General features: G+C 30.4%; 3 protein-coding genes. All 3 read right to left on the bottom strand.

Annotated features, from left to right (window positions below; all coding sequences use genetic code 11):
• Nucleotides 1–639 precede the first annotated feature (639 nt).
• The 3 genes from F6K15_RS37700 to F6K15_RS37710 are packed head-to-tail and all read right to left on the bottom strand — an operon-like array spanning nt 640 to nt 2,567.
• A complete protein-coding gene (locus F6K15_RS37700) occupies nt 640–1,542 on the bottom strand; it encodes a hypothetical protein (protein WP_293071190.1) in 903 nt (300 codons plus the stop codon).
• A 32-nt stretch (nt 1,543–1,574) separates the two neighbouring features.
• Nucleotides 1,575–1,988: a hypothetical protein gene (locus F6K15_RS37705; protein WP_293071191.1), complete on the bottom strand. Its 414-nt coding sequence runs from the start codon at nt 1,986–1,988 to the stop codon at nt 1,575–1,577.
• Nucleotides 1,989–1,991: 3 nt separating this feature from the next.
• Nucleotides 1,992–2,567, bottom strand: coding sequence for a hypothetical protein (locus tag F6K15_RS37710; RefSeq protein WP_293071193.1), 576 nt, complete (start codon nt 2,565–2,567; stop codon nt 1,992–1,994).
• Nucleotides 2,568–2,716 lie beyond the last annotated feature (149 nt).

The following is a 2,716-nucleotide window of genomic DNA, read 5'->3' on the forward strand; positions in this document are numbered from 1 at the left end:
CTACAGTTGCCTAGAAAATTTTCAATAGTGGAAGGGTAGAGAGATATAAATGATTTACTTCATGGCAAATATCTCTTTTACTTTGGTCATTCCCACACCAGGAAAATCTCAATATTGTTGATTTTTTTGGATAAGTTCTACAGTTGCCTAGAAAATTTTCAATAGTGGAAGGGTAGAGAGATATAAATGATTTACTTCATGGCAAATATCTCTTTTACTTTGGTCATTCCCACACCAGGAAAATCTCAATATTGTTGATTTTTTCGGATAATTTCTAGAGTTGTCTAGAAAATTTTCAGTAGTGGAAGGGTGGAGAGATATAAATGATTTACTCTATGGCAAATATCTCTTTTTGTTTGGTCATTACCGCACAAGGAAAATCTCAATATTTTTGATTTTTTCGGAGAATTTCTAGAGTTGCCTAAAAAATTTTCAGTAGTGGAAGGGTGGAGAGATATAAATGATTTACTCTATGGGAAATATTTCTTGGATTTTTGTCATTGTCAAATCAGGAAAATCTCAATATTGTTGATTTTTTCGGAGAATTTATAGAGTTGACTAGGAAATTTTCCGCAGTGGAAGGGTGGAGAGATATAAATGATTTACTCCATGGCAAATATCTCTTTTACTTTGATTACTTCAATCAGAAAAATTAATTTCTTCATTATCGAGTTTAACTTGAAGTTTAGCTTTTACATTATCGCTAAACTTAAGATCGGATACCAGATGATTTAAGTCTTTGTAAGGATTACTTTTTCTATTATTTAGCAGCTTTTGAATAGTTTTTTTCTTAACATTTGTTCCTCTAAAAGCAATTATTAATTCTGCTTCATTTGCTGTATTGATATTAACAGTAGTTGAGCTTGTCAAATGTGGCGATGAAGTTGATTTTGTTTCAATAATTTTATCTACAGTTGAACTTGTTGACTTTGGTAATGGAGTTGATTTTTTATCAATAACTTTATCTGCTTGAATAAATTCAATATTTTTCGACTTTAATTTTTTTTCTAATAGTGACGGACATGAAGGAGCAATCATAAAAGCTAAGTCTGGATGAGTATTGTCTGAAGGATATGAATTAAATTCAAAATCATCTAACCATTCACTAAATATTCTTAAGTGAGAACTCAATAATTCATAATTTTTTGCCTCACCAAAACCTCTAGCTACTTGTATACCATTGTGAAGTAATTCTACATAACAATCTAAAGCGTGTTTTTCTCCTGTTTTTTTGCCTGGAATTACTTTTGTAGTTTCAACTGTTGATAATTTGTATGCTTTCTTGCTTAAATATTTTTCCCATTTTTCTCGACATTTTGCTTCAACTAATCCACGAGCATCACCTTCAAATTTTTGCTCTGGTGCTTCTTGAAAATACTTTTCGTGTATTTTTAACACTTCCCCAGTGTAATCTTGATAAAATACTCTTAAATTTTTAGTTTTTTTCAATGGTATATTCTGAATTTCTTGCCAAGCAAGGTCAAAATTTTTATATCCCTTATATGCTCCTCTAAACCTTCCATCTATTTTTTCTCTAATCATTTTGTATTCTTTTTCAGAACAATTATAAAGCTCTATACCTGGAAATTATAACTACTATCTATTGGTATTTTCTCTAATTTATTTAATCCGATTGTAATAACGACAGAATTAGTCTTATAATCAAATTCATATATGATTAAGTTCTCCAAATAAGTTAGTAATGAAGTTTTGCCAGTACCCAATACAGCAGTAACGAATCTCACAGTAAAATATCCTTCTTCAAAAGTTTGACGAATATCATCTTGAAGAAGCTCAGTAATATTAGATACTGGTCTTCCAGACAAACTGTTAGCTGAACATGAACTTCTATTCCCTGAAAGAACATCATTTGTTCCTAGAGGTCTAACATCACGTTCAATCCAAATATCTTCAATAAAACCTTCTCCCTTTTTGATGCGTTGGAGAAAGTCTTTAATCATCCTTTTCTTTCCTGCATTTTCTGGCATAATTTAATTTACCCACTCAATAATTTCTTCATTGTCTTCTACTACAGCAAAAACAATATCTTGGGATTTTAACTGCTCAAAATATTTCTTTAAGTTAGATTCCGAAATATAATTTTTATCCTTAAAATTTTGACAAATTTCTTGACTACGAATAGCGACAAATCCTCGTAATTCTTGACGACTCCTTTCTTCAAAATAAAGCTTTTCAAACTTCTCTAAAAATGTCTCAAAATCCATATCCTCATTTTGATAATTTATCTGATTATATTTTGCTGCTAATTTTAAACAAGCCATCAAAGCATTTAAAAGTTTAGCTCCTTTATTAGACCTAAATTTATATTCAGTTGTTTGAAGATTAATAACTAAAGCTTTCATTCCCATCTCCGTAACTTTAATTCTGCCTCGTTTAGGAGACTCCAATAACTTCAACTCACATAAACTTTCACAAACTTGTTTGGCATTGGGGCGGTGTTTTTTAGATAAATGATTCCTAACTGTACTTCTAGTTACTGTTCCTTCTGTTGAATAAGCAAACGTATAAAGCAGATCAAGCAATTGTTCAGTAGAAAGCTCTGTCATTATTTCCTCTTCTTAATTTAAAACAAAAATATTTGATCTTTTCCAAACAAATTAGGAATCCTCCCCTTTTAAGGGAAAAAAAAGAAAATATTCCTTATATTCAATTCCGTAACGGTTTTAACCAGAGGTAATTATCAACTATCCATTAT

The organism is Okeania sp. SIO2B3 (assembly GCF_010672525.1).
Lineage (GTDB): Bacteria > Cyanobacteriota > Cyanobacteriia > Cyanobacteriales > Microcoleaceae > Okeania.

Bases quoted from the DNA above. Each gene is read 5' to 3' on its own strand.
- F6K15_RS37700 (WP_293071190.1), bottom strand. From the start codon at position 1,542: ATGATTAGAGAAAAAATAGATGGAAGGTTTAGAGGAGCATATAAGGGA.
- F6K15_RS37705 (WP_293071191.1), bottom strand. From the start codon at position 1,988: ATGCCAGAAAATGCAGGAAAGAAAAGGATGATTAAAGACTTTCTCCAA.
- F6K15_RS37710 (WP_293071193.1), bottom strand. From the start codon at position 2,567: ATGACAGAGCTTTCTACTGAACAATTGCTTGATCTGCTTTATACGTTT.